20 protein-coding genes are annotated in these 24,907 nt (G+C 60.0%); 13 read left to right on the top strand and 7 right to left on the bottom strand.

The features are described 5' to 3' along the window. Positions 1–179 precede the first annotated feature (179 nt). Complete coding sequence (gene entS / locus ABLU87_RS18100; RefSeq protein WP_014228354.1) at positions 180–1,421, bottom strand: enterobactin transporter EntS; 1,242 nt, start codon at positions 1,419–1,421, stop codon at positions 180–182. A 112-nt stretch (positions 1,422–1,533) separates the two neighbouring features. Between entS and fepD the strand changes: the two genes are divergently transcribed. Genes fepD through fepC form a run of 3 tightly spaced genes read left to right on the top strand, consistent with a single transcriptional unit; the run spans position 1,534 to position 4,321 of the window. Further along, positions 1,534–2,541 carry a Fe(3+)-siderophore ABC transporter permease gene (gene fepD, locus ABLU87_RS18105; RefSeq protein ID WP_014228353.1) on the top strand — a complete coding sequence of 336 codons (1,008 nt, stop codon included), beginning with the start codon at positions 1,534–1,536 and terminating at the stop codon, positions 2,539–2,541. Beyond that, the gene (gene fepG / locus ABLU87_RS18110; RefSeq protein ID WP_009653197.1) at positions 2,538–3,530 is read left to right on the top strand and encodes an iron-enterobactin ABC transporter permease; all 993 of its coding nucleotides are present in this window, start codon (positions 2,538–2,540) and stop codon (positions 3,528–3,530) included. Before fepD ends, fepG begins: the two co-directional genes overlap by 4 nt. Beyond that, positions 3,527–4,321: an iron-enterobactin ABC transporter ATP-binding protein gene (gene fepC, locus ABLU87_RS18115; protein WP_014837773.1), complete on the top strand. Its 795-nt coding sequence runs from the start codon at positions 3,527–3,529 to the stop codon at positions 4,319–4,321. Before fepG ends, fepC begins: the two co-directional genes overlap by 4 nt. 222 nt (positions 4,322–4,543) lie before the next feature. On the opposite strand, the gene entF is transcribed toward fepC, so the two are convergent. Genes entF through fes form a run of 3 tightly spaced genes read right to left on the bottom strand, consistent with a single transcriptional unit; the run spans position 4,544 to position 9,866 of the window. Further along, positions 4,544–8,425, bottom strand: coding sequence for an enterobactin non-ribosomal peptide synthetase EntF (gene entF, locus ABLU87_RS18120; protein ID WP_196942132.1), 3,882 nt, complete (start codon positions 8,423–8,425; stop codon positions 4,544–4,546). Between the two features lie 10 nt (positions 8,426–8,435). Next, positions 8,436–8,639 carry an MbtH family protein gene (locus tag ABLU87_RS18125; protein ID WP_196942133.1) on the bottom strand — a complete coding sequence of 68 codons (204 nt, stop codon included), beginning with the start codon at positions 8,637–8,639 and terminating at the stop codon, positions 8,436–8,438. A gap of 27 nt (positions 8,640–8,666) precedes the next feature. Then, positions 8,667–9,866 (bottom strand): enterochelin esterase, encoded by a 1,200-nt coding sequence (gene fes / locus ABLU87_RS18130; RefSeq protein ID WP_196942134.1) that lies wholly within the window; start codon positions 9,864–9,866, stop codon positions 8,667–8,669. 272 nt (positions 9,867–10,138) lie between these two features. Between fes and ABLU87_RS18135 the strand changes: the two genes are divergently transcribed. Together ABLU87_RS18135 and entD are read left to right on the top strand one after the other, a co-directional pair. Further along, positions 10,139–12,388 carry a TonB-dependent siderophore receptor gene (locus tag ABLU87_RS18135; protein WP_025107041.1) on the top strand — a complete coding sequence of 750 codons (2,250 nt, stop codon included), beginning with the start codon at positions 10,139–10,141 and terminating at the stop codon, positions 12,386–12,388. A gap of 67 nt (positions 12,389–12,455) precedes the next feature. Continuing rightward, positions 12,456–13,079, top strand: coding sequence for an enterobactin synthase subunit EntD (entD, locus tag ABLU87_RS18140; protein WP_122117576.1), 624 nt, complete (start codon positions 12,456–12,458; stop codon positions 13,077–13,079). Between the two features lie 55 nt (positions 13,080–13,134). Here the strand turns inward: entD and ABLU87_RS18145 are convergent, their stop codons facing one another. Beyond that, the gene (locus tag ABLU87_RS18145; RefSeq protein ID WP_004848653.1) at positions 13,135–14,070 is read right to left on the bottom strand and encodes a transketolase C-terminal domain-containing protein; all 936 of its coding nucleotides are present in this window, start codon (positions 14,068–14,070) and stop codon (positions 13,135–13,137) included. Continuing rightward, complete coding sequence (locus tag ABLU87_RS18150; RefSeq protein WP_004848651.1) at positions 14,063–14,893, bottom strand: transketolase; 831 nt, start codon at positions 14,891–14,893, stop codon at positions 14,063–14,065. The genes ABLU87_RS18145 and ABLU87_RS18150 overlap by 8 nt, the downstream gene beginning before the upstream one ends. A gap of 364 nt (positions 14,894–15,257) precedes the next feature. Between ABLU87_RS18150 and ABLU87_RS18155 the strand changes: the two genes are divergently transcribed. The 8 genes from ABLU87_RS18155 (at position 15,258) to ABLU87_RS18190 (ending at position 24,413) form a co-directional block, all read left to right on the top strand. Continuing rightward, positions 15,258–16,208 (top strand): sugar-binding transcriptional regulator, encoded by a 951-nt coding sequence (locus ABLU87_RS18155; protein WP_004848649.1) that lies wholly within the window; start codon positions 15,258–15,260, stop codon positions 16,206–16,208. Positions 16,209–16,570: 362 nt separating this feature from the next. Further along, a complete protein-coding gene (locus ABLU87_RS18160; RefSeq protein WP_048263527.1) occupies positions 16,571–18,091 on the top strand; it encodes an FGGY-family carbohydrate kinase in 1,521 nt (506 codons plus the stop codon). Between the two features lie 280 nt (positions 18,092–18,371). Then, positions 18,372–19,307 (top strand): D-ribose ABC transporter substrate-binding protein, encoded by a 936-nt coding sequence (locus ABLU87_RS18165; RefSeq protein ID WP_004130307.1) that lies wholly within the window; start codon positions 18,372–18,374, stop codon positions 19,305–19,307. 43 nt (positions 19,308–19,350) lie between these two features. Further along, positions 19,351–19,971 (top strand): DUF2291 domain-containing protein, encoded by a 621-nt coding sequence (locus ABLU87_RS18170; RefSeq protein ID WP_014837765.1) that lies wholly within the window; start codon positions 19,351–19,353, stop codon positions 19,969–19,971. A 1-nt stretch (position 19,972) separates the two neighbouring features. After that, on the top strand, positions 19,973–21,517 hold the full coding sequence (locus tag ABLU87_RS18175) for a sugar ABC transporter ATP-binding protein (RefSeq protein ID WP_014228343.1): 1,545 nt from the start codon (positions 19,973–19,975) through the stop codon (positions 21,515–21,517). Between the two features lie 17 nt (positions 21,518–21,534). Further along, the gene (locus ABLU87_RS18180; RefSeq protein ID WP_004848640.1) at positions 21,535–22,590 is read left to right on the top strand and encodes an ABC transporter permease; all 1,056 of its coding nucleotides are present in this window, start codon (positions 21,535–21,537) and stop codon (positions 22,588–22,590) included. Positions 22,591–22,650: 60 nt separating this feature from the next. Beyond that, positions 22,651–23,448: an SDR family oxidoreductase gene (locus tag ABLU87_RS18185; protein ID WP_064375720.1), complete on the top strand. Its 798-nt coding sequence runs from the start codon at positions 22,651–22,653 to the stop codon at positions 23,446–23,448. A gap of 179 nt (positions 23,449–23,627) precedes the next feature. After that, positions 23,628–24,413, top strand: a complete 786-nt coding sequence (locus tag ABLU87_RS18190; RefSeq protein WP_064375719.1) for an SDR family oxidoreductase — start codon at positions 23,628–23,630, stop codon at positions 24,411–24,413. Positions 24,414–24,607: 194 nt separating this feature from the next. Here the strand turns inward: ABLU87_RS18190 and ABLU87_RS18195 are convergent, their stop codons facing one another. After that, complete coding sequence (locus ABLU87_RS18195; protein WP_004130292.1) at positions 24,608–24,760, bottom strand: Hok/Gef family protein; 153 nt, start codon at positions 24,758–24,760, stop codon at positions 24,608–24,610. Positions 24,761–24,907: the final 147 nt, after the last annotated feature.

Raw genomic sequence — 24,907 nt, forward strand, 5'->3', positions numbered from 1 at the left:
TTCCCGGTGGCGCTACCGGGCAACTGCAGGTCGGTAGCCTGGGTTGCGCCGGGATAACTACATCGGTGCGGCTTCTTCCCCGGCTGCGCTGCGCTTACCCGGGCCAGGAGTCCACCGCCGTCTGCGGGCCGGTAGCCCGGACAGGCGCAGCGCGCCGCCTCCGGGAAAACCCGGCTGAATTAATTTTCGCTCGCCGTCTCCGGGCGCTGAAAGCGGCGCAGCTCGCGTAGCAGCCCCACCAGCACCACGCCCACAATGACCAGCGCCCAGCCGCTGGCGCTTGCCGAAGCGGCCGGCGTCAGAATCGCGCCCAGGCCGCCGAGCAGCGCCGCGCCTATCGCATCGCCGGTCACGTTCTGCGCGGTCCACAGCCCGTTGATACGCCCGAGCATATTTTCCGGGGTTTGCGTCTGAATCAGCGTATATTGCAGCAGCGAGCTTATCGCGCTCAGCCAGCCAAACAGCGCCAGGCACAGGGCGCCCAGCGCCCACACCGGCATCAGGCTGAACAGCGCAATCGCCACAAAGGAGCCAACGGTGGTCGCCAGCATCAGCACGCCGGGCCTCGCCGTCTGCGCCAGCTGTCCGCTGGTCAACGCCCCGAACGCCGCGCCCAGAGGGATCGCGGCGTACAGCAGGCCAATCTGCGACGTCGACATCTGCCAGCTCCCGGCCAGCGCCGGATAGAGCACGCGCACCGCGCTGGCCATGGTCAGCAGGCCGCCAAGCAGCGCAATGCCGCCGATAAGCGGGCTGTTAAACAGAAACTTCAGTCCCGCGTACAGCGATTTTAGCGGATGCTCGCGCGGCTGCGGCGGCGGCGCCAGCCGCGGCAAACGCAGCAGCGTCAGCGTCGTAATAAAGGTACCTGCCGCCGCCAGGCCGTAGTTCCAGGCTACGCCGCCGGTTGCCAGCAGCAGGCCGCCGATCATCGGCGAAATCACCGAGCCCAGCCGCACCGTCAGCATGGTGATCGCCCCGGCCTGCATCAGGTTTTCCCGGCCAACCAGCGCCGGAGTCGCCGCCAGCAGCGCGGTCACGCCGATTGAGGCAAACAGGCCGTCCCAGATGCCCAACAGATAGATGGCGATGAGCGACGGCTCCGGCAGCATGGCGTTGAGACACAGGCCGACGAAGCCAATCCCGCAGGTGCCGCGCGCCAGCAGGATCAGACGTTTACGCTCATAGCGGTCGGCAAGCACGCCGCCGATCATCAGACCGACAAACATCGACCCGCCGGTTAAGGTCACCGACAGCCCCACTTGCCAGGTGGAATGGGTCATCAGCTGGATTTGTACCGGGATCGCCACGCCCAGCAGGCCAAGCGACAGGATCGAGATAAAGCGGGCGATAAAGACGGCGCGAAAGGCCGGGTGGGTTTTCAGCAAGCTGAGATTCAGCAGCCAGGATTGTCGGTTCATGACAGCGCCTTGTTATTATTTTCCATACCATTTTTATGGGTGCACATGCTAACATAACCGCATAGAATCGATAACGATAATTACTATCATTATCATGTCAGGGATGTAAGCCATGTCGTCTTCCACGACCGCGGCGCGCGCCTTTGCCGTGCCGGGTCTTTTAATCGTTTTAATCATCGCCGTTGCGCTCAGCCTGCTGGTCGGCGCCAAACCCCTGCCGTTTAGCGTCGTCATTGATGCCTTCACCGGCACCTGCCAGAGCGCCGATTGCACCATCGTCCTTGATGCACGACTGCCGCGAACCCTCGCCGGGCTGCTGGCCGGCGCCGCGCTGGGTCTGGCCGGGGCGCTGATGCAAACGCTGACCCGCAACCCGCTGGCGGACCCGGGGATCCTCGGCGTCAACTCCGGCGCCAGCTTCGCTATCGTGCTGGGCGCGGCGCTGTTTGGTCTCTCCTCGCCGCAGGAGCAGCTGCTGATGGCCTTTTGCGGCGCGTTCGGCGCCTCGCTGCTGGTGGCCTTTACCGGCAGCCAGGGCGGCGGCCAGCTGAGCCCGGTTCGCCTGACCCTCGCGGGGGTCGCCCTGGCGGCGGTGCTGGAAGGGCTTTCCAGCGGTATCGCCCTGCTTAACCCTGACGTCTACGACCAGCTGCGCTTCTGGCAGGCGGGCTCGCTGGATGTGCGCACCCTGCAAACATTGAAAATCGTGCTGATCCCGGTACTCATTGCCGGCCTGGTGACGCTGCTGCTGAGCCGGGCCTTAAACAGCCTGAGCCTCGGCAACGATACGGCCACCGCGCTCGGCAGCCGGGTCGCGCGTACTCAGCTTATTGGTCTGCTGGCGATTACCGTCCTGTGCGGCAGCGCCACGGCGGTGGTCGGGCCCATCGCCTTTATCGGCCTGATGATGCCGCATATGGCCCGCTGGCTGGTGGGCGCGGATCATCGCTGGTCGCTGCCGGTGACCCTGCTGGCTACCCCTGCCCTGCTGCTGTTTGCCGACGTGCTGGGGCGCCTGCTGGTGCCCGGCGAACTGCGGGTTTCGGTGGTCAGCGCCTTTATCGGCGCACCGGTGCTGATCTGGCTGGTACGCCGCCAGCCGCGCGGAGGTGGCATGTGATTGCGCCTTCTCGTCGCCTGATTTTTAGCTGCCTGCTGCTGCTGGTCGCCAGCGCGCTGGTCTCCCTGTGGGGGCTGGGCACCGGCCTGGTGCCATTGAGCGTTGAGCAGGTTATCTCGGCGCTGCTCGGCGATGCGCCGCGCAACGTCGCCATGGTGGTGACCGAGTGGCGCCTGCCCCGCGTGCTGATGGCGCTGCTGATTGGCGCCGCCCTCGGCGTCAGCGGCGCGATTTTCCAGTCGCTGACCCGCAACCCGCTGGGGAGCCCGGACGTGATGGGGTTTAACACCGGGGCCTGGAGCGGCGTGCTGGTAGCGATGGTGATGTTTGGCCAGAACCTGGCGGCCATCGCCATGGCGGCCATGGCTGGCGGGATCCTTACCGCGCTGGCGGTCTGGCTGCTGGCGTGGCGCAACGGGATTGAAACCTTTCGCCTGATTATTATCGGCATCGGCGTGCGCGCTATGCTGGTGGCATTCAATACCTGGCTGCTGCTGCGCGCTTCGCTGGAAACCGCCCTCTCCGCCGGGCTGTGGTATGCCGGTTCGCTTAACGGTTTGACCTGGGGAAAAACCTGGCCCTCGGCGCCGCTGATTCTGCTGATGCTGGTCTGCGGGGCGCTGCTGGCGCGGCGCATGCGGCTGCTGGAGATGGGTGACGATACCGCCTGCGCCCTGGGCGTGCGGGTTGAGCGCTCGCGGCTGCTGCTGATGCTGGTCGGGGTGGTGCTGACCGCCGCCGCTACCGCGCTCGCCGGGCCGATTTCGTTTATCGCCCTGGTGGCGCCGCATATCGCGCGCCGCCTCAGCGGCACCGCGCGCTGGGGGCTGGCCCAGGCGGCGCTGTGCGGCGCCCTGCTGCTGGCGCTGTCTGACTACTGCGCGCAGCGTCTGTTTATGCCCTATCAGTTACCGGTGGGCGTGGTGACCGTCAGCCTTGGCGGCATCTACCTTATCGGGTTGTTAATTCAGGAGTCCCGCAAAAAATGACCGCTGTAACCTCCCGTTTGCGCGGCGACCAGCTGACCCTGGCGTACGGCAAAAAAACCATCGCCGAATCGCTGAGCGTCACCATTCCCGACGGCCACTTCACCGCCATTATTGGCCCTAACGGCTGCGGTAAATCGACGCTGCTGCGCACCCTGAGCCGCCTGATGACCCCGACATCCGGTCATGTGTATCTCGACGGCGAGCAGATCCAGCGTTACGCCAGTAAAGAGGTGGCGAAGCGGATCGGCCTGCTGGCGCAGAACGCCACTACGCCGGGAGATATTACGGTTCAGGAGCTGGTGGCCCGCGGGCGCTATCCGCACCAGCCGCTGTTTACCCGCTGGCGCAAAGAGGATGAAGAGGCGGTCAGCAGGGCGATGAAGGCCACCGGCATTACCGACCTGGCGCTGCAAAGCGTCGATACGCTCTCCGGCGGCCAGCGCCAGCGGGCGTGGATCGCCATGGTGCTGGCCCAGGAGACGGCGATTATGCTGCTCGATGAGCCCACCACCTGGCTGGATATCAGCCATCAGATCGACCTGCTTGAGCTGCTAAGCGAGCTGAATCAGGAGAAGGGCTATACCCTGGCGGCGGTGCTGCACGATCTGAACCAGGCCTGCCGCTACGCGACCCACTTGATCGCCCTGCGCGACGGCAAAATCGTCGCCGAGGGCGCGCCGAAGGAGATTGTCAATGCGGCGCTGATCGAGGAAATTTACGGCCTGCGTTGTACGATCATTGACGATCCGGTGGCGCATACGCCGCTGGTGGTGCCGCTGGGCCGCAAGTAGAGATTCCCGGCTCGCGCTGCGCTTAGCCGGGCTACAGGTTCATCGCCATCTGCGGTCCGGTAGCCCGGACAGCCGTGTCAGGTGCCGCCTCCGGTAAATGAGCCGGGCTGATACATTGCGCTAATGCTTCCCGGCTCGCGCAGCGCTTAGTCGGGCTACCCAATCTGGCACAAACGGTAGCCCGGGTAAGGCGTTAGCCGCAACCCGGGAGTTCATCTGCCCCTAATCCAATATCTCCCTGAGCACCGGGCCGATCGCTTCAAAGGCCTGCGGAGAGATAATATCCACGTGTGCGCAATCCTGGCTGAACACCTCCAGCTCGCCGACCCACGGCCCCCACACCACCTGCGGGTCCATCCCCGGCTGACGGGTTTTCTCCGCCACGAACAGCGTCGCCTTACCGTCAAACTTCGCGCTGTGCGCGGTGGTCAGCAGGCGCACCGCATCGGCATAGTTGCCTTCGATAACGCTGAACAGCTCGCCGGAAGCCTGCCCCTGCTGGGCGGCCAGAAACGCCTCGCGTTCACGGGCAATCTCCGCCAGCACCTCAGGATCCAGACCGTTCGCCTCTTTCTCCGCCCAGTTCTGCGTCTCCGGCGGCCAGGTATCGAGCAGCCCGAGGAAGGCCACCGCTTCGCCGCGCTGGCGTAACCGGGCGGCAATCCCCTGCGCCAGGGTACCGCCGAGCGAATAGCCCAGCAGATAATAGGGGCCGTGGGGCTGCTGCGTCAGCAGGGTGTGCAGATGATGTTCACACACCGCATCCAGATCCGCCGCCGTGGCCATCGGTCCCTGCGGTCGCGGCGACTGAATGCCGACGATCGACCAGCGCGGGCTTAAATAACGCGCCAGCACGCTGAACTGCCAGGCAAAACCGGAAGCAGGATGGAAGCAAAATAGCGTCGGGCCGTCGCTCTCGCGCAGCGGCAGGAGAGCGTCGAAGCCCAGCCGTTGCGCCTGCTCATCGCTGAGGTCCGATGCCAGCAGCGCGCTCAGCTTGCCGACGGTAGACGCGACCATCACCTGCCCCGGCGTCACCTGCCGCTCCAGCTCGCGGCCGAGCGTCGCCGCCAGGCGCATCGCCAGCAGCGAATGGCCGCCGAGGGCGAAGAAATCGGCGTCGATATCGTTCACCTCGCAGCCGAGCAGCTGGCTAAAGGCCGTGGCGACGGTGGTTTCCACGCCAGGCTCCGGCGGACGGCCACTGCGCTCACCGCTCAACGTGGGTAACGGCAGCGCTTTACGATCCAGCTTGCCGTTAGCGCTCAGCGGCAGCGCCGGCAGCTGTATCAGCACCACCGGCACCATATGCGGCGGCAGCTGTTCGCCAAGCCGCGCTTTGAGCGCGACGGCGTCCAGCGGCAGACCGGAGTCAGAAACCAGGTAGCCCACCAGCTGACGGGCATCGCCGCCGGTTGCCGCCGCCTGATTGAAGACGCAGGCGTGAGCCACCGCCTGCGCAACGTCCGGCAGCGCGGACATCGCGCGGTCAATCTCGCCCAGCTCAATCCGCTGGCCGCGAATTTTTAGCTGGTCGTCGCTGCGCCCGAGATACTCGACGGCGCCGTTATCCAGCCAGCGGGCAACGTCCCCGGTGCGGTACATGCGCTCGCCCGGCGCGTAAGGGTCGGCAATAAAGCGGCTGGCTGTCAAATCGGGGCGCCCCAGATAGCCCTGCGCCAGCTGAATGCCGGTCAGGTAGAGATCCCCCGCCACGCCCGGCGGCACCGGGCGCATGGCGGCATCAAGAATGCGCAGCCCGGTATTCCACACCGGCCAGCCAATCGGCACGCTGGTGCCGCTTACCGCCGCCAGTTCGGGCCCGCAGGCCGGATACCAGCTAACGTCCACCGCCGCTTCCGTCGGGCCATACAGGTTATGCAGCGGCGCGCCGGTCAGCTGCTCCCATTCCCGACACAGCGCCGTCGGCAGCGCTTCGCCGCTGCAAAATACCCGGCGCAGGGTTTGGCAGGCGCCGACGTTCTCCGCCTCCAGCGAGGCGACGAACGCCGCCAGCATCGACGGCACAAAGTGGGTGGTGGTGACGCCATAGCGGGCAAAGAACCGCTGCATCGCCAGCGGATCGCGATGGGCTTCCGGCTCGGCCATCACCAGCTGCGCGCCGGCGATAAATGGCCACCAGAACTCCCAGACCGACACATCAAAGCTGCACGGCGTTTTCTGCGCCACGACGTCGTCAGCGCAGAGCGGATAGTGGTCCTGCATCCACAGCAGGCGGTTGACGATGGCGGTTTGCCCGACCATCACCCCTTTCGGTCGCCCGGTAGAGCCGGAGGTAAAGATGATATAGGCAGTATGCTCCGGCCGTGAGAGCGCCAGCGGTGCGGACTCGCCCGCCGCCAGCGGCTGCTGGTAGCACAGGCTTTCCAGGCCGGGAATATCGCTAAAGCGCGCCCGCTGATCTTCAGAGGTAATCAGCAGCGACGGCCGGGCGTCTTCCAGCATCATCCGCAGACGATCGTCGGGATAGCCGGTATCCAGCGGCAGCCACGCGGCGCCGGCCTCAACAATACCGTGCAGCGCCAGCGTCAGGAATACCGAACGCGGCAGCGCGACCGCGACGCTATCGCCCGGCTTGACGCCCCGCGCGCGAAGCTGTTCAGCCAGCGCCACCACCTGCTGGCGCATCTCGCGGTAGCTAAACTGCCAGCGGCCGTCCGCCAGCGCCGGGGCATTCGGGGTTTTCGCCGCCTGCTCCGCTACCAGCGCGCTCAGGGTGGTGAGCGGCAGGTCGATGGCGGTCGCGTTGACCTGCCGCAGCTGTTCCGTTTCCGCCGCCGACAGCATATTCGCCTCGCCGCAGCGCAGGGTCGGATTATCGGCAAACTGGGCCAGCAGCGCGGAGAGTCGGGAGATATGGTTACGCAGCGTCCGTTCCTCGTAGCGCTGCTTATTCGCCAGCACCTCCAGCGACAGACCCCCGGCTTCATCCGGGAAGAGCGCCAGCTCCAGGTCATTGACCGGGCCGGTGGCCAGAGTGTGGGTAATGGCCTCCACGCCGTCGATATCCAGCTGATAGTCGAAAACTTTAATATTGAGCACCGGGCCAAACAGCGGTTCATCGCCCGCCGCTCTGCCGCGGTCGCGCACAATCTGTTCGGCGTCATAGCGCTGATGGCGGCGCATTTTCTTCAGCTGCCCGGCAAGACGCGTGGCCAGCTCCGGCAGCGTTTCCCCGGCGTCAATAGTGACCGCCAGCGGCAGAACGTTGAGCACCGGGCCGGTAGCGGTGAGCGCCGCAGAGCCCATGCGGCGCATAAAAATAAAGCCCGCGGCGTAATCCATTCGGTTGCACAGCCGTCCCAGCCACAGGGCGGTCAGCGCCAGCGCCAGATCCGCGCGCTGGCACTGCGGCGCGCCTGCCGCCAGCCGGCTAAAGACCCCGGCATCCACCTCCAGCTTCATGCGCCAGATATCGCTGCTGGTCGCCCTTCCCGCCAACGGCGCGTCGGAAAGGGAGGCCGGAGCCGGTAGCGCCTGACGCTGCGCCTGCCAGAACTGTTTATCACGCTGCCAGGCGTCGCTGCCGTAGTAGCGCTGATACTCTTCCACCACCTCGGCAAACGGCGTAAACGGGGAATCAGGCGTCGCTTCGCCGCGCTGCCAGGCGCGGTAGATCGCGGCGATCTGGCGGGTAATCGCCGGGAAGCTGAAGCCATCGACCAGCAAATGGTGGTAACGCTGATACCAATACCAGCGGTTATCGCCCACCCGCAGCAGCTGATGGCAGACCAGCGGATTGCCGCCGTCCACCCGCAGGTTTTGCCCGAGGTCGGCCTGCATCAGCGCCAGCGCGGCCGCGTGCGGGTCGCTCGCGGCACGCAGATCCCGGTAATCCGGTTCGGCAAACGCGCGATGTTCATCGACCCACTGCCAGGCTTCGCCGTTATCTTCGCAAAAACGCATGCTGAGGGTGTCGGCCTGCGACAGCCCGGTGACAATGGCCCGGCCGAGCAGTATCGGGTCGATATCACCGCGCAGCTCGACATAGTGGGCGACGCTCCAGGCGCCGGGCAGCGTCGAGAGGCGCTCCGCCATCCAGATCCCCGGCTGCGCCGCAACCAGCGGTAAACGTGTGGTCATCGTGGGCTCCTCAGGATGCATGGTGGGCGGGGGTCAAGGTAGACCAGTTTGCCGCCAGCCAGTCATTGCACGCCGCTAACGACTGCGGCGAGCACTCCACCGCCCAGCCTTCCGGCAGCGCGCAGAAGTGTGGCCACAGGCTGAACTGCTGCTGGCCATTGCGCAGGATGTAAAACTGCCCTTGCGGATTGTCGAAGGGGTTACTGAATTGCATGTCTAATTCCTCGTAAAGCGCGCGTTGTTACTCATCACGGCATAAAGGCTGCCACAGCTGGATAAGCCCGGCGGTCAGCCCGCCGCGCCAGCACAGCGCATCATGCCCGCCGTCAACCTGACGCCAGAAAATCGTCTGCTGTTCCAGATGCGCCAGTAGCGCCTGGTTGGCGCGAAAAATGATCGGCTCGCGAATACCGGCTTCCAGCCAGATACGTAGCCCTTGCGGATGTAATTCGCCGCGGCTCAGGCGGTCAATCAGCAGACCCGTCTGCGCGCCGCCGCGATGCGGCCACCAGTAAGAGCCGGACTGGCTGAGCACGCAGCCAAAGCGCTGGGGCCAGTAGAGCGCGGCGAACATCGAGGCCAGGCCGCCAAAGCTCTGACCCGCCACCACCGTGCGGTCGGCGCGATCGCTGAAAGGCGCCAGCCGGTGAACCATTGGCAGCAGTTCTTCCTGAACCGCCAGCCAGAACGCCTCATTGCAGGGAAGCTCCGCGGCCCGGTGCGGATTATCAATCGCGTCAATCAGTAGATAAATCGCCGGCGGCAGCCGTTTTTCGCGGGTTAAGCCCGCCAGCGGCGCCCATACCGGCATGCTTTCTGCCCAGAACTGGCCATCCAGCAGAATCGCCAGCGGGCGCGCCTGCGGCTGCGCGTCGCCGGTGGCGTAAACCCATATCCGTCGGCGGTTGCCGAGTCGCTGGCTCTGCCATTCGATGCAGAGCGGAGGTGGATAAGGTTCATCGCGCATCGCCCAGCCCGGCTGCTCCGGGGCTGCAGGCAGCTCCAGCGCGGAGACCGCGTGGCCGCGCCCTCCCTTCCAGCTTTGCGGATTGAGCGGGTCGGCAATCGCCTGCGGCAGCAGCCTGCGCCAGCCTTCGCGCAGCAGCGCGCGGTCCGGGCCGTCACCGTTAAAAAGCTGGGGGGAAAAGTCGTCGTCGCGGGCGGAAGGGATAAAGCAATAGCTGCCGCGCCAGGTCGGAGAAAGCGTGGTTTGCCAGCACCAGGCATCGGTACCGGGAATGCGCCGCAGGGTTTGCGGTACGGCATTTTTATGATGGTCAGTCACGCCGGTGATATAAATCCATACCCGCTGGATGGCCGAAGACGTTTCGTTGCCCGCCGGATCGCGCCACCAGAAGGTTACCCGATACGCGCCGTCAACGGCTTCGATTTGCGGGCCGGAGATATGCTGCCACCAGTCGTCACTTCCTGTCTTATGCATTCCTTTTCAACCCTATGTTTATCGTGACATTTATCAACAAACGCATTAATAAACGCAATATTTATTGATAATATTATTGATAACTATTTTCATTTGCAATAGCGTATTAGCGCGCTGTGGGAAGCGCGTCTTTCAAAATTAAACATGTCTGAGAGGGCTCATTTAGTCCGCGACGGAGCGCCCTTTGCCCTCGACTGGCAACATTGATACCGCCTCTCCTCCCGCTGGGAAGGGTCTTTTGGAGAAGGTGGCGACAAAAAGCAGGAATTACAATGAATAACAGGATCAAATCCCTGGCCTTGCTGGTCAATCTGGGAATCTACGGGGCTGCGTTTCCGCTGAGCGCGGCGGAAACCGCCTCCGATAGCAAAACCGCAACCGCTGATGAAACCATGGTCGTCACCGCCGCCGAGCAGAACCTGCAGGCGCCCGGCGTTTCAACCATTACCGCAGATGAAATTCGTAAACGCCCGCCTGCGCGTGACGTGTCGGAAATTATCCGTACCATGCCCGGCGTTAACCTGACCGGCAACTCCACCAGCGGCCAGCGCGGCAATAATCGCCAGATTGATATTCGCGGCATGGGCCCGGAAAACACCCTGATCCTGATTGACGGCAAGCCCGTGACCAGCCGCAACTCCGTGCGTCTGGGCTGGCGCGGCGAGCGCGATACCCGCGGCGATACTTCATGGGTACCGCCGGAGCTGATCGAACGTATTGAAGTCATTCGCGGCCCGGCGGCCGCGCGCTACGGCAACGGCGCGGCGGGCGGCGTGGTCAATATCATCACCAAGAAAAGCGACGGCGAATGGCACGGTTCATGGAACACCTACATGAACGCCCCGGAGCATAAAGAAGAAGGCTCGACCAAACGCACCAACTTTAGCCTCAGCGGCCCGCTGGGCGGCGATTTCAGCTTCCGCCTGCTGGGCAACCTCGATAAAACGCAGGCCGATGCCTGGGATATCAACGACGGGCATCAGTCAGAGCGTACCGGTGCGTACGCTAATACCATGCCTGCCGGGCGTGAAGGGGTTAAAAATAAGAACATTAACGGCGTCGTGCGCTGGGATTTCGCCCCGATGCAGTCGCTGGAGTTTGAATCCGGCTACAGCCGTCAGGGCAACCTCTACGCGGGCGATACGCAGAACACCAATACCAACGATCTGGTGAAAGAGAACTACGGGAAAGAGACGAACCGCCTCTATCGCCAGACTTATTCCGTCACCTGGAACGGCGGCTGGGATAACGGCGTGACCACCAGCAACTGGGCCCAGTACGAACGTACCCGTAACTCGCGTAAAGGCGAAGGTCTGGCGGGCGGTACGGAAGGTATCTTCAACAGCAACCAGTTCAGCGATATCGACCTGGCCGACGTGATGCTGCACAGCGAAGTTAACATCCCGCTGGATCTGGTGTTTAACCAGAACCTGACGCTGGGCACCGAGTGGAACCAGCAGCGGATGAAGGATTTGGCGTCAAATACCCAAACCTTTATGGGCGGCGATATCGACGGCTATGACAGCACCGGCCGTAGCCCATACTCGAAGGCCGAGATCTTCTCCCTGTTTGCCGAAGACAACGTGGAGCTGACCGACACCACCATGCTGACGCCGGCGCTGCGTTTCGATCATCACACGATCGTCGGCAACAACTGGAGCCCGTCGCTCAACCTGTCTCAGGGGCTGGGGGATGACTTCACGTTGAAAATGGGCATCGCCCGCGCCTATAAAGCGCCGAGCCTGTACCAAACCAACCCGAACTATATTCTCTATAGCAAAGGCCAGGGCTGCTACGCCAGCGGCACCGGTACCGGTTGCTACATGATGGGTAACGATGACCTGAAAGCCGAAACCAGCATCAACAAAGAGATTGGCCTTGAGTTTAAACGCGACGGCTGGCTGGCGGGGGTGACCTGGTTCCGCAACGACTACCGCGATAAAATCGAAGCCGGCTACGCGCCGATTTCGCAGACTACGAACGGTAAAGTGAAAACTGATATCTATCAGTGGGAAAACGTGCCTAAAGCGGTGGTTGAAGGTCTGGAAGGCACCCTGAACGTGCCGGTCAGCGAAACGGTGAACTGGACCAATAACATCACTTATATGCTGCAAAGTAAAAACAAGGAAACCGGCGATCGTCTGTCGATTATTCCGGAATATACCCTGAACTCCACCCTGAGCTGGCAGATTCAGCAGGATATTTCCGTACAGTCGACCTTCACCTGGTACGGCAAGCAGCAGCCGAAGAAATATAACTACAAAGGTGAGCCCGCGGTGGGTTCTGAAACGGATGAAGTCAGCCCATACAGCATCGTTGGCCTGAGCGCCACCTGGGATGTGACCAAAAACGTCAGCCTGACCGGCGGCGTGGATAACGTCTTCGACAAGCGCCACTGGCGCGCGGGGAATGCGCAAACCACCGGTAGCCTGACCGATGTTTCTTATATGGCTGGCGCGGGCGCCAATACCTATAACGAATCAGGCCGCACCTGGTATCTGGGCGTCAATACCCACTTCTGATTGTTTACCGTTCCCCCCGCCCTCTTGCCATAGAGGGCGGCGGGGAGAATCTGTTAACATCCCCCCTATGCAAACCCAACGTTCTATCATTCAGCTTGCCGATCGCTCGCTGCAGCGTGTCGATTTCGACCCATTGACCTTTCGGCCTGAAGATCTCCTCTGGCTGCCTCATCATGCCCGGCTAAGCGGCTGCGCCCGCAAGCGGCAGAGCGAACATCTTGCCGGGCGTATCGCCGCGGTTTATGCGCTGCGGGAGGTCGGTGAGACAGAGATCCCTGCCATTGGCGACCAACGCCAGCCCCTGTGGCCTGCGCCGTGGTACGGCAGCATCAGCCACTGCGAACGCAGCGCGCTGGCGGTTGTCTCCGCCGGGCCGGTCGGCGTTGATATTGAGCGTATCCTGTCTCCCACCCTCGCGGCCGAGCTGGAAAGCAGCATCGTCAATAGCGCGGAAAAAAGCCTGCTGGACGCCAGCGGCCTGCCGTCGGCGCTGGCGCTGACGCTGGCGTTTTCGGCAAAAGAGAGCGCGTTTAAGGCCAGTCCTCCCGAAATACAGAACGGCGTGGGTTTTCGCGATTTTGAGGTGACGTATATAAAGGAAGGAAACCTGCGGCTTCGGCTCTCCGCCGTGGCGTATCGTCTGCAGTGGATTAAGGCCGGTGACTACATCATCACGCTCTGCACAGCGTAAAAAACAAAACCCGCGCGGCAGACCGCGCGGGTTATCGGTTTACGGCGCCGTAAAATCAGCGCATTTTCTGCGCCAGCCCGGCGACGGAAGCGGCATCGAAGCCGTGGTGTTTGCGCAGCCAGCCGCGGTCCGCCGCCGCCGCATACTCGCCATCCGGGATCCCCAGACGTTTGAGCGGGATTCCCGCGCCGGCTTCGGCCAGCACTTCCGCCACCAGGCTCCCCAACCCGCCGTTGACGTTATGCTCCTCCACCGTTATCACCGCTTTGCACGGCTTCAGGGCCGCCAGCAGCGCGGCGGTATCGCAAGGGCGAATGGACGGCACGCTCACCACTTTGGCCTGAATCCCCGCGTCGGCCAGCCTCTGCGCGGCATCGACGATTTCATGCACCGTCGAGCCGGTGGCCACCAGCGCGATATCCTCGCCTTCCCGCAGGGTGATGACCGCCCCCGGCACAAAGCGATAGCTTTCATCGTGCAGCTCCGGCAGCGCCTTGCCGTCGAGGCGAATATAGACCGGCCCCTGATAGCCGATGGCGTAATCGATAATCTGCCGACATTCGCGCGGCGAAGACGGAGCGAAAATCTGGATATTACCGAAGCCGCGCATCACCGCCAGATCGTCAATCGCGTGATGGGTGCTGGCCAGCGGGCCGTAGCTGGCGCCGGCGTTAAGGCCAAATAGCTTAACGTTGGTGTTGTTATAGCAAACGTCGACTTTAATCTGCTCATTGGCGCGGGAAATCAGGAACGGCGCGGCGTTACAGGTGACCGCCACTTTGCCCCCCAGCGCCAGACCCGCCGCCGTCCCGACCATGCTCTGCTCGGCGATGCCCACGTTCACCAGACGCCCGGGGAACTGTTTAATAAACGGCGCGATTTTGGCCGTTGACGTGGAGTCAGCCACCACCGGCACCAGATCGACGCCGCGGTCGACCGCATCAATAAAGGCCTGAACCATCACGCTCGCCAGGTGTTCTGCATTACTCATCTTTCAGTTCCTCCAGTGCCAGTGCAATTTCTTCGCCTTTCGGTACCCGGTGGTGCCACTCCGGGCGCCCCTGGATAAAGGAAATACCGGCACCTTTCGTGGTGTTGGCGATAACGACGTTCGGTTTACCTTCCTGCTTCAGCCCTTCCAGGGTCGCCACTACCGACGCCATGTCGTTGCCCTGGCATTCGGTGACCGTCATCCCGAAGGCCTTCCATTTATCAGCCAGCGGATCGGTATTCATGATTTCGCGCGTCGGACCCGCCAGCTGGAGATTGTTCTTGTCATTAATAATGATGAGATTATCAAGGCCGTAGTGCGCAGCGGCCAGCGCCGCTTCCCAGTTGCTGCCTTCCGCCAGCTCGCCATCGCCGGTAATTAAAAAAATGCGGCGGGAGCTGTTGCTTTTTTTCGCAGCCAGCGCCAGCCCCACCGCAACAGGCAAACCGTGGCCCAGCGCGCCGGTGTTGAGCTCAATCCCCGGCGTTTTCTGGCGCACCGGGTGACCCGGAAGATGGGAGTTCGCATGCTGATAGGTTTCCAGCCACTCAACCGGAAAGAAGCCCGCCTCGGCCAGCACGCAGTAGTAGCAGCCCACCGCATGGCCTTTCGACTGGATGTAGATATCGCGCTGGTCGTCAGCCAGACGCTCCGGCGCGACGTTCAGAATGCGGAAATAGAGCGCGGTGAGCAGTTCAACCTGCGACAGGTCGGCGCCGGTGTGCCCGCCCGCAGGGCTGTTGGCGTTCAATCTGACGATATGGCGACGTACGGCGCGGGCTTTACGCTCAAGGGCCTGGACATCATAGCTATAGGGATTCATTTAATACCTCTGAATTTATTTTCAACTTGGAATATTTATTCCGTCAGGGACTAAAAAAACCAGACATCCCCAGGCAACGCATCGTAAGGCTTACGCCGCTGCATCATACTCAGGAACATTCTGCCTCCTTACCACCGGGCGTGACGTCACCCGGGCACTTTTCAGTTGACCTGAAATCGCTATGAATATATATTCACTAACGACTCTTTATTCAATTATGCGGCTACTGTTCTGTTTTTGTCCATAGCTGATTTTGAGGATTGGCGAAAGTTAGATATCCATCACACTTAACTGTCTTTTCTTTTCGCGTATGATAATGAGCTCTAACATAATGGCTGCACGTAAATGATTTTCGGGGAAATATATGGCTAAGCAGGATGAACAACGGCTATTAGTTAAGATTGCCACGCTCTACTATCTTGAAGGACGAAAGCAGTCCGATATCGCTCAACTTCTCTCGCTTTCTCAGTCATTTATCTCCCGAGCGATCGCCCGCTGCCAAAAAGAAGGCGTGGTCAAAATCAGCGTTGTTCAGCCATCGAATATTTTCCTCAATCTTGAAAAAGGCCTCGAGGATCGCTACGGAATTAAACAGGCCATCGTCGTGGATACCGAAGAGGACGCCAGCGATCACACCATCAAGCGCGCCATCGGATCCGCCGCGGCCCACTATCTGGAAACGCGATTGCGGCCGAAAGATCTGATTGGCGTCTCGTCGTGGAGTTCGACTATCCGCGCAATGGTTGATGAGGTTCACGCGCAAAACCTGAAGGCCAACGGCGTGATTCAACTGCTCGGCGGCGTGGGTCCTAACGGTAACGTGCAGGCGACCATCCTGACCCAGACCCTGGCGCAGCGTCTGAACTGTGAAGCCTGGCTGCTCCCTTCCCAGAGCATCGAAGGTTCTACGGAGGAGAAAAATCGCCTCGTGGCCAGCAAAGATGTCGCCGATGTGATTGCGCGCTTCGACGAAGTCGATATCGCCATCGTCGGGATTGGCATCCTTGAACCTTCGCAGCTGCTCAAAACGTCCGGTAACTACTATCACGAAGATATGCTGCAGGTGCTGGCGGAACGCGGCGCCGTGGGTGACATTTGCCTGCACTACTACGATAAAAACGGCAAAGCGGTGTTACGCGATGATGAAGATCCTGTGATCGGCATGGCGCTGGAGAAAGTGAAGAAGTGCCCTAACGTGGTGGCCCTTGCCGGCGGCAGCGAGAAGGTAGCGGCTATCAAAGGCGCGCTTTCAGGCGGTTATATCGATGTTCTGATCACCGATTATCCAACGGCCAGGCTGCTTATCGCCGGGTAATTTCCTCACTCAAACACTTTCCCACAGCCTTTACGCTTTCCTTCAGGCGTAAAGGCTTCGCCAATAAATTTTTATATTTCAATCGTATATAACCAGAAAACCGCGCTCTTTTCCCCCGACATCCGGAAGCTTCACCAAACGGATAAGTGTGATTGCCAGCACAATTGATAACTTTTCCTGTAGCCCGACGGGAAGTTTCTGGCTAAGGTAACAAATAAATAATCACTATCGAATATATATTCAGTGATTAAAAAAGTGAAAACGAATTGTCACATCATGGCCTGCTAAGAAGCAATGCGATAAAGAGGAATGCCGACTTCCCCCTCCGCGCCAGGACGAAGTGTGACTCAGGAGACTACCTAATGCAGGCAACACGTAAAGAGTTCATCATTGCGCTGGACGAAGGCACCACCAATGCCAAAGCCGTCGTACTCGATAGCCGCGGCCAGGTCGTGGTGAAATTCTCTCAGCCGCTGGCGATCCAGACGCCGCGTGAAGGCTGGGTCGAGCAGTCGGGAGAAGTCCTGGTTGACGCTTCGCTGGCGGTTATCGCGCAAGCGGTAGCGCACATTGGCGCAGAAAATGTCGCGGCATTAGCCATCAGTAACCAGCGCGAGACCGCGATCGGCTGGTATCGCCAGAGCGGTAAGCCAATCAACGCCGCGATCACCTGGCAGTGCAGCCGCAGCGCCGCGTTTTGCGATGAACTGCGCCACAGCGACAAAGAGCGGCAAATCAAGGCCGTGACCGGCCTGCCGATTGCGCCTCTGTTTTCGGCCTCGAAAATGCGCTGGCTGCTGGAATCTCTTCCTGAGGGGCGCGCGCTGGCTGAGCGCGGAGAAATCTGCCTCGGCACTATCGACAGCTGGCTGCTGTGGAACTTAACCCAGGGCGAGGCGTTCTACTGCGATTACTCCAATGCCGCGCGTACCCAGCTGCTGAACCTGCAAACCGGCCAGTGGGATGACAACATGCTGGCGCTGTTCCAGATCCCGCGCGCCGCGCTGCCGGAGATCAAGCCCTCCAGCGGATTGTTTGGCTATACCCGGGGGTTGAACGCTATCCCTGACGGTATTCCCGTAATGGCGATGGTCGGGGATTCCCACGCCGCGCTGTTTGGCCACGCGCTGGGTGAACTCGGCTGCGTGAAAGCCACCTACGGTACGGGGTCATCGGTGATGGCGCCGGTAAAATCCGCACAGTGCGATATCGACGCGCTGGCCACCACCATCGCCTGGCACGACGGCGACAGCATCACCTACGGACTCGAAGGTAATATTCCGCATACCGGCGATGCCGTGGCGTGGATGGCGGACAGCACCGGTCTGAGCGAACTTTCCGATGCCGAACTGGCGCATGAACTCAACACCCTGCCCGCCTCCGTGGACTCCACGCTGGGCGTCTATTTTGTGCCGGCGTTAACCGGCCTGGGCGCCCCGTGGTGGGATGACAGCGCCCGCGGCGTGATTTGTGGCCTGAGCCGCGGCGTCAAGCGCGCCCATCTGATTCGCGCCGCGCTGGAATCCATTACCTATCAAATCGCCGATGTCGTGGTAGCGATGCGCCAGCAGGACGACTTCCACTTAACGGCGCTGATGGTCGACGGCGGCCCAACCAGGAACGACTGGCTAATGCAGTATCAGGCTGACCTGCTCGGCTGTCCGGTGATGCGCAGCGACGTTGCCGAGCTGTCGGCGATTGGCGCGGCCCTGCTCGCGCGCAAAGCCCTGAATCCCGGATCGGTAACCGACCTGAACGCGTTTTTAACCGAACACAGCGAATTTATCCCCGATATGGCCCGCCACCAGCGCCTGCAGAAAAGATGGCAGGAGTGGCGCCATGCGGTGAACAGAACATTATGGAAACCGGCAACGTCCGCCTGACGCCCACCAGGGAATCGAACGCGTGACGCACCTTAGAGCCTATCCCAGTAGGCGTTATTGGCGCAGGCAGTTTGAACACGGACAGCGCGGAAGAACCGGAGCGTACACGTAGTACGTGAGGATTCTGAGCACTGCCCTGGTTCAAAATGGCCAGTAAAATAGCCCTAATGGATAGGCTCTTAATCATCAACAAAAGGAGACCCCCGGCCCATAAACTCGATTTACAGGCCTTACGTTGTTTCACCGTACCCGACAATAACAACCAAGAGAGAAAATTGTCATGAAATTACGTTTAACGCTTTTAACCGCTGCTACCCTGACCGCCTTTTCTTTCGCTGCCCAGGCGGCAGAAAAAGGCACCATCATGATCATGGTTAACTCGCTGGATAACCCCTATTACGCCTCTGAAGCCAAGGGCGCTAGCGAGAAAGCCAAAGAGCTGGGCTACCAGACCACCATTTTGTCGCATGGCGAAGATGTCAAAAAACAGAATGAGCTGATCGATACCGCCATCGGTAAAAAAGTTCAGGGCATTATTCTGGATAACGCCGACTCCACCGCCAGCGTCGCCGCCATTGAAAAAGCGAAGAAAGCGGGTATTCCGGTGGTTTTAATTAACCGCGAAATTCCTGTCGATGATATCGCGCTGGAGCAAATTACCCATAATAACTTCCAGGCCGGTTCTGAAGTCGCCAACGTATTTGTCGAGAAAATGGCGGAGAAAGGCAAATATGCCGAACTGACCTGTAATCTTGCGGATAATAACTGCGTGACCCGCTCTAAATCTTTCCACCAGGTGATTGACCAGTACCCGGATATGGTCAGCGTCGCTAAGCAGGACGCGAAAGGCACCTTAATCGACGGCAAGCGCATTATGGACAGTATTCTGCAGGCGCACCCCGACGTGAAAGGCGTGATTTGCGGCAACGGTCCTGTGGCCCTCGGCGCCATTGCCGCGCTGAAAGCCGCGAATCGTAACGATGTGGTGGTGGTCGGTATCGATGGCAGCAACGATGAGCGCGACGCGGTAAAAGCCGGCACCCTACAGGCCACCGTGATGCTTCAGGCGCAGGCCATCGCCGCTCAGGGGGTGACCGACCTCGATAATTACCTGCAAAAAGGTGAAAAACCGGCCAAGCAGCGCGTGATGTTCCGCGGCATTCTGATTACTCAGGACAATGCAGACAAAGTGCAGGACTTCAATATCAAATCCTGATTTCGGGTTGTTGCGCCCCGTCCGGGGCGCACAGGAGCGTATTATGTATAAAAAAATCTCGCTGACGCTGGTTATTCTTGCGCTCGGGGGCTGTCGTATCGTCTCTCAGCAGGAGCTGGCCGATCTTAAATCTCCGCCCAACCCGCATATGGCGGATATCGATCGGACATGGCAAGATCAGCTGGTTCCCCAGGTTGTGGCTAAAGCGCGCCCCGTTGCCGAGCTGATGACCGCCCTGCGCGCGGCGAAAGATATCGATAGCGCCTGCAAAACCTTAGGCTATCGCGCTCAGGACGAAAACCCCTGCGTGTTTTACGTCAAAGTCGAAGGCAATATCAGCAAAATTGATTCCGCTTCGCGCAGCGGAAAGATGACGATTGAGGATATCAGTGGCGGCAACGTGGTGGTGCAAATTGGCCCAACGCTGCGCGGCACATTATTACGCGACGGCTATCAGGGCGCCAGCTATCAGGACTTTAACGATCAGGTGCTGTTTGGCGAATATAGCCGGGCGATTAACGAACATGCGGTCAAGATGATCCAGACGGCGCAGGTGAAAACCGGCGAAGCGGTACAGGTGTACGGCGTGTTCTCGGCCTGGGATATTCCGCAGACCGTGCCTGATATTACGCCAGCCAAAATTGTTCGTTTGGGAGGGCAATAACATGCAGCGGCAAGAACTCGTCAATTCCCAACCAGTCGACTCTGAAGTTATTATCGAAACTCGCGAATTATCTCGCGTTTATCCGGGCGTTGTCGCCTTAGATAGCGTGAATTACCGGGTCTATCGAAATAAAGTAAACGTTCTGATCGGTGAAAATGGTGCGGGTAAATCCACCATGATGAAAATGCTTGCTGGCGTTGAAACACCCTCTTCCGGTCAAATTATTCTTGATGGCGCCCCGGTGACCCTTAGCTCAACGCACCAGGCTGAAAAGCAGGGAATCAGCATCATTTTTCAGGAATTAAATTTATTCCCGAATATGAACGTCATGGATAATATTTTTATGGCTAACGAATTCTTTCAAAAAGGGAAGATTAACGAAAAATATCAATATGAGTTAGCCAAATCATTACTGGAAAGACTGGAGCTGAATGTAGATCCCTACACCCAGCTTGGCGAATTAGGCATTGGCCATCAGCAGCTGGTGGAAATTGCGCGCGCGCTTTCTAAGGACACCCGGGTATTAATTATGGATGAACCCACTTCCGCGCTCAGCCAGTCGGAAGTCAAAATCCTGTTTAACGTGATCGAACAGCTTAAACGCCGCGGCGTCACCATTATCTATATTTCCCACCGTCTGGAAGAGCTGATGGAAATTGGCGACCACATCACTATTTTCCGCGACGGGCGCTTTATCAGCGAGCGCGAGGTCAGCGACGCCAGTATTCCGTGGATTATCGAACAGATGGTCGGCGATAAGAAAAAACATTTCGACTACCGGCCGGCGCCGAAAGGCGAAGCGGTCCTTGCCGTTGAAGGCCTGACGGCGCTGCACCCCAGCGGCGGCTATAAGCTCAACGATGTGACCTTTACCTTAAGTAAGGGAGAAGTGATCGGCATCTACGGCCTGCTCGGCGCCGGACGCACGGAGCTGTTTAAAGGCCTGGTCGGCCTGATGCCCTGCCAGAGCGGTAACGTCCATCTCAACGGCGAAAATATCGAAAAGGCCCCGTTCCAGGCGCGGCTGAAAAAAGGGCTGGCGCTGGTGCCTGAAGACCGTCAGGGCGAAGGCGTGGTGCAGATGATGTCGATTCAATCGAATATGACCTTATCCGATTTCAGCCTGCAGGGATTTCGCCGGGCGTGGAAATGGCTGAATCCGCAGAAAGAAATCGCCTGCGTCAAAGAGATGATTCGCGAACTGGCAATCAAGGTGAGCGACCCCGATCTGCCTGTCACCTCGCTCAGCGGCGGCAACCAACAAAAGGTGGTGCTCGGCAAGGCGTTGATGACGAAGCCGGAGGTGGTGTTTCTCGATGAGCCCACTCGCGGTATCGACGTCGGCGCGAAAACCGACGTTTATCATCTGATCGGCAAAATGGCCCAGCAGGGTCTGGCAGTGATGTTCTCTTCATCGGAGCTGGATGAAGTGATGGCGCTGGCGGATCGCATCCTGGTCATGGCCGACGGTCGGATTACCGCCGATTTACCGCGTCATGCGGTGACCCGCGAAAAACTAATCGCGGCTTCAACACCTCAAGATTAATCAGGCTGGAACCCATCATGAACCAGAAATATATGATTTATATGTACCTGCTGAAGGCCAGAACGTTCATCGCTCTGCTGCTGGTTATCGCGTTCTTCAGCGTGATGGTACCGAATTTCCTGACCACATCTAACCTGCTGATTATGACCCAGCACGTGGCCATCACCGGCCTGCTGGCCATCGGCATGACGCTGGTTATCCTGACGGGCGGTATCGACCTCTCCGTCGGCGCCGTGGCCGGCATCTGCGGCATGGTGGCCGGGGCGCTGTTAACCAACGGCCTGCCCTTATGGAACGGCAGCGTTATCTTCTTCAACGTACCGGAAGTGATCCTCTGCGTGGCGCTCTTCGGCGTGCTGGTTGGCTTCGTTAACGGCGCGGTCATCACCCGCTTCGGCGTCGCGCCCTTTATCTGCACCCTGGGCATGATGTATGTCGCCAGAGGCTCGGCGCTGCTGTTCAACGACGGCAGCACCTACCCCAACCTCAACGGCATGGAAGCGCTGGGCAACACCGGTTTCTCCACCCTGGGATCCGGGACGCTGTTGGGCATCTATCTGCCAATCTGGCTGATGATCGGCTTCCTGCTGCTGGGCTACTGGCTGACCACCAAAACCCCGCTGGGCCGCTATATCTACGCTATCGGCGGTAACGAATCCGCCGCACGCCTGGCCGGCGTGCCTATCGTCAAGGCAAAAATCTTCGTTTACGCCTTCTCCGGCCTGTGCTCAGCGTTCGTCGGCCTTATCGTCGCCTCGCAGCTGCAAACCGCGCACCCGATGACCGGCAATATGTTCGAAATGGACGCCATTGGTGCCACCGTGCTCGGCGGAACCGCGCTGGCGGGCGGTCGCGGCCGGGTAACCGGATCAATCATTGGCGCGTTCGTCATCGTCTTCCTCGCCGACGGCATGGTGATGATGGGGGTCAGCGATTTCTGGCAGATGGTCATTAAGGGGGTGGTTATCGTCACCGCCGTCGTCGTCGACCAGTTCCAGCAGAAACTGCAGAACAAAGTCATCCTGATGCGCCGCCATGAGGAGAAGCTGGCGGCGGCAGGCGCCACCAGTTAATCACCTATTTATTACCCCGCCGGACGCACTGCCGTCCGGCTTCAATAAGGGATGAAAAACATGCAAAGAAATTTCCACAACAAAACGGTTGTTATCACCGGCGCCTGCCGCGGAATTGGTGCAGGTATTGCCGAGCGCTTTGCGCGCGACGGCGCGAATCTGGTGATGATCTCTAACGCCGAGCGCGTCCACGAAACGGCGGAAACCCTCCGCCAGCGCTACCAGGCCGACATCCTGTCGTTACAGGTTGATGTGACCGACGAAGCGCAGGTGCAGTCGCTGTACGAGCAAGCGGCAGCGCGTTTCGGCACCATCGACGTCTCTATCCAGAACGCCGGCGTGATCACTATCGACTATTACGATCGCATGCCGAAAGCCGACTTTGAAAAAGTGCTCGCCGTTAACACCACCGGCGTCTGGCTGTGCTGCCGCGAAGCCGCCAAATATATGGTCAAGCAGAACCACGGTAGCCTGATCAACACCTCTTCCGGCCAGGGTCGTCAGGGCTTTATCTACACCCCGCACTATGCCGCCAGCAAAATGGGCGTGATCGGCATCACCCAAAGCCTGGCGCACGAGCTGGCGCCGTGGAATATCACCGTTAACGCCTTCTGTCCGGGCATTATCGAAAGCGAGATGTGGGACTACAACGACCGCGTCTGGGGCGAAATCCTCAGCACCGAGCAGAAGCGCTACGGTAAAGGCGAGCTGATGGCGGAGTGGGTCGAAGGCATTCCGATGAAGCGCGCCGGCAAACCGGAAGACGTTGCCGGGCTGGTGGCGTTTCTCGCCTCCGACGACGCGCGCTACCTCACCGGGCAGACCATCAATATCGATGGCGGCTTGATTATGTCGTAATGCCGCCAGCCTGGCATTTTTCAGGTCAGGCTACACAAATCATATCCCGGAGGCGGTGCTGCGCACCTGTCCGGGCTACCCGACGGCACAAGCCCCGTAGCCCGGACAGGCGCAACGCGCCGCCTCCGGGAACGCCAACACCGGGCATGCTAAAGAATATTTTTTAGAGAGAAATGACTATGATCGCAAAAGATTTTGCCCAACAGCTGTTTAACCTGCAGGACCGCGTGGCCTTTGTCACCGGCGCGGGCAGCGGCATCGGCCAGATGATTGCTTACGGGCTCGCCAGCGCGGGGGCTCGGGTCGTCAGCTTCGATCTCCGCGAAGACGGCGGCCTCGCCGAAACCGTCAAAAATATTGAAGCCATCGGCGGAGAGGCCTGCTACTACACCGGTGATGTGCGCCAGCTTAGCGACCTACGCGCCGGCGTGGCATTAGCGAAAAGCCGCTTTGGCCGCCTCGATATAGCCGTCAACGCCGCCGGGATTGCCAACGCCAATCCGGCGCTGGAGATGGAAACCGAGCAGTGGCAGCGGGTTATCGATATTAACCTGACCGGCGTGTGGAACTCCTGCAAAGCGGAAGCCGAACTGATGCAGGAAACGGGCGGCGGTTCGATTATTAATATCGCCTCGATGTCCGGCATTATTGTTAACCGCGGTCTCGATCAGGCGCACTATAACTGCTCTAAAGCGGGCGTTATCCACCTGTCGAAAAGCCTGGCGATGGAGTGGATCGGCAAAGGGATTCGGGTCAACTCCATCAGCCCCGGCTATACCGCCACGCCGATGAACACCCGCCCTGAGATGGTTCATCAGACCCGCGAATTCGAAAGCCAGACGCCGATCCAACGTATGGCGAAGGTTGAGGAGATGGCCGGCCCGGCGCTGTTCCTCGCCAGCGATGCCTCCTCGTTCTGCACCGGCGTTGACCTGGTGGTTGATGGTGGTTTTGTCTGCTGGTAGAACGGATTTAGCGTAGAAAAATGCCGGTAAGGGTGAGGTTGACGTCAGCGAAGCAGTATGCAGGGTGGCGGCGCGATTGTTTTAACCGGTCGATGTTCTCTCGCCGTCCATCCTGCCCCCATAAGCAGAAAAAAGGTGCCTTAAGGTTCCTTACCCAGCCTGCGGATAAGCGGGGATAGCTCCCCGCATACCGGCTACTTCTTCGTTTCGTAAGCGAGAACGGCCTTGAACTCCATACTACGTTCTTTGATGCTCAGCTCGCACAGCGAATCGCGCACCATTAACGTCAATCCCAGCGCTGTCAGACACAGCACGATGATTGCCACCAGGGCGTATTTTGTCAGCATCTCGTTGCCTCCATGCGAAGAAGAGGCTACTATCCAACGTGCTAGGTTTGGATTGTAGGCCTCAGGTTGATGGGAACATCTCCTGGGGCTTCGTCTTTCTGAATCCTCACCTAAGCCTGAACGCAGAAAGCCTCAGGCACCCGCCGC

The organism is Klebsiella sp. CB_Kp196 (assembly GCF_040061575.1).
GTDB classification, from domain to species: Bacteria; Pseudomonadota; Gammaproteobacteria; order Enterobacterales; family Enterobacteriaceae; genus Klebsiella; species Klebsiella michiganensis.

Bases quoted from the DNA above. Each gene is read 5' to 3' on its own strand.
- entS (WP_014228354.1), bottom strand. From the start codon at position 1,421: ATGAACCGACAATCCTGGCTGCTGAATCTCAGCTTGCTGAAAACCCAC.
- fepD (WP_014228353.1), top strand. From the start codon at position 1,534: ATGTCGTCTTCCACGACCGCGGCGCGCGCCTTTGCCGTGCCGGGTCTT.
- fepC (WP_014837773.1), top strand. From the start codon at position 3,527: ATGACCGCTGTAACCTCCCGTTTGCGCGGCGACCAGCTGACCCTGGCG.
- entF (WP_196942132.1), bottom strand. From the start codon at position 8,425: ATGACCACACGTTTACCGCTGGTTGCGGCGCAGCCGGGGATCTGGATG.
- ABLU87_RS18125 (WP_196942133.1), bottom strand. From the start codon at position 8,639: ATGCAATTCAGTAACCCCTTCGACAATCCGCAAGGGCAGTTTTACATC.
- fes (WP_196942134.1), bottom strand. From the start codon at position 9,866: ATGCATAAGACAGGAAGTGACGACTGGTGGCAGCATATCTCCGGCCCG.
- ABLU87_RS18135 (WP_025107041.1), top strand. From the start codon at position 10,139: ATGAATAACAGGATCAAATCCCTGGCCTTGCTGGTCAATCTGGGAATC.
- entD (WP_122117576.1), top strand. From the start codon at position 12,456: ATGCAAACCCAACGTTCTATCATTCAGCTTGCCGATCGCTCGCTGCAG.
- ABLU87_RS18145 (WP_004848653.1), bottom strand. From the start codon at position 14,070: ATGAGTAATGCAGAACACCTGGCGAGCGTGATGGTTCAGGCCTTTATT.
- ABLU87_RS18150 (WP_004848651.1), bottom strand. From the start codon at position 14,893: ATGAATCCCTATAGCTATGATGTCCAGGCCCTTGAGCGTAAAGCCCGC.
- ABLU87_RS18155 (WP_004848649.1), top strand. From the start codon at position 15,258: ATGGCTAAGCAGGATGAACAACGGCTATTAGTTAAGATTGCCACGCTC.
- ABLU87_RS18160 (WP_048263527.1), top strand. From the start codon at position 16,571: ATGCAGGCAACACGTAAAGAGTTCATCATTGCGCTGGACGAAGGCACC.
- ABLU87_RS18165 (WP_004130307.1), top strand. From the start codon at position 18,372: ATGAAATTACGTTTAACGCTTTTAACCGCTGCTACCCTGACCGCCTTT.
- ABLU87_RS18170 (WP_014837765.1), top strand. From the start codon at position 19,351: ATGTATAAAAAAATCTCGCTGACGCTGGTTATTCTTGCGCTCGGGGGC.
- ABLU87_RS18175 (WP_014228343.1), top strand. From the start codon at position 19,973: ATGCAGCGGCAAGAACTCGTCAATTCCCAACCAGTCGACTCTGAAGTT.
- ABLU87_RS18180 (WP_004848640.1), top strand. From the start codon at position 21,535: ATGAACCAGAAATATATGATTTATATGTACCTGCTGAAGGCCAGAACG.
- ABLU87_RS18185 (WP_064375720.1), top strand. From the start codon at position 22,651: ATGCAAAGAAATTTCCACAACAAAACGGTTGTTATCACCGGCGCCTGC.
- ABLU87_RS18190 (WP_064375719.1), top strand. From the start codon at position 23,628: ATGATCGCAAAAGATTTTGCCCAACAGCTGTTTAACCTGCAGGACCGC.
- ABLU87_RS18195 (WP_004130292.1), bottom strand. From the start codon at position 24,760: ATGCTGACAAAATACGCCCTGGTGGCAATCATCGTGCTGTGTCTGACA.